This is a genomic window from Lyngbya aestuarii BL J, from assembly GCF_000478195.2.
Taxonomy (GTDB): domain Bacteria; phylum Cyanobacteriota; class Cyanobacteriia; order Cyanobacteriales; family Microcoleaceae; genus Capilliphycus; species Capilliphycus aestuarii.
In genome coordinates, this window is sequence record NZ_AUZM01000208.1 from 1 (window position 1) to 1,391 (window position 1,391).

1 protein-coding gene is annotated in these 1,391 nt (G+C 46.9%); it reads right to left on the minus strand.

The window, feature by feature from the left end; genetic code table 11:
• Window positions 1–1,391: efflux RND transporter periplasmic adaptor subunit (locus tag M595_RS27555; RefSeq protein ID WP_023069855.1), on the minus strand; the 1,391-nt coding region annotated here is incomplete at both ends.

The window sequence follows — 1,391 nt, forward strand, 5'->3', positions numbered from 1 at the left end:
CTAGTTTTTTGCCTTCGGGTAACTCAGTGAAAACGCGATCGCCTGCTTCGATTCCTTCTAAGATTTGAATTTGATTTCCAATCGTTGAACCGATTGTTACGGGATGAAATTGGGGTTGATTTTGTTCGTCGGGAAGTAAAACTCCGGTTTCTCCTTTATTAGTAATAATTGCCACGGTTGGCACCACTAACGCATTATTAAGTTTATCCCCAATAAATTTTAAATCAACATTCATCCCGGACTGAAGTAAATCTTTCCCGGTGATCATTTCAACTCGGGCTTGAAACAGGGTTACATCTCGTTCTTTTACGGCTTCTGGGGCGATTAATTGTACCCGTCCTTTAAAGACTTGATCGGGGTAAGCATCGGCAATAATTTCGACTTTTTGATTGGGTTGAATTCGACCAATATCGGCTTCGGGAATTTTCGCTAAGACTTCTAAATCTTTTGCCAAAGCCACTATCGAAGTTGAAGTTGCTGAAGTCGCATCGGATGCCGATGTTGCCGGGGTTACAAATGCCCCTTCTACTGCATAACGTTGAGCAATAACTCCTGCAAACGGGGCGCGAACTTTTGTATCTTCTAACTGCGTTTCATAGTAGCGAACTTGTGCTTGAGCTTCTCGAACTTCCGCCAGGGCTGCGGCTATTTCTTCCGGACGAGTTCCATTAATTAACTGATTCAAATTGCTGCGAACTTCTGCAACTTCGGCGGTCGCTGCGGCAATGTCTTCAACCCGAGCGCCATTTTGCAATTGTCGCAAAGCTTGACGTTCCATCTCAACTGTTGCAACGAGTCTATCAACTTGACTTCGCTGACTTTGTTTAAGTTGTTCGATGCGTCTGGCGGCTTCATCAACGACAGCACTCAGTCGGCGTTCATTTTGCAGATATTCCTCTAAACTATCTTCAGAAACCGCCCCTTGATTTCTCAAGCCTTGATAGCGACGCACCCGTTCACTGGCCAGTTCCAAATCCGCTTTGTTGGCGGTGAGTCTAGATTGGGCCTGAGCAATTTCATCATCCAAACTTCCCGAACGTGCATCGGCTAACCTGGCTTCGGCTTCATTGAGTTTAGCTTGAGCGACAGCAACTTCCTCCATCCGGGTTCCGGCTTCGAGTTCAGCTAAATTGGCTAAAGCCCGATCTAACTTGGCTTGGGCGGCGGCGATTTCTTCGGGACGACTACCCGTTTGTAATTTGTTCAAGTTCGCTCTTACCCGCGCTAACCCCGCTTCGGCTTGTAACACCTGCGCTTCTATTTCTCCGCTTTCCATCCTCGCAACAACTTGACCCGCTTCGACATAATCACCTTGTTCGACAAACAGTTCAGATAGACGTCCTTGCGTTTTTGGGCTGAGGTTCACCCGTCGTACAGGTTGAACAACACCA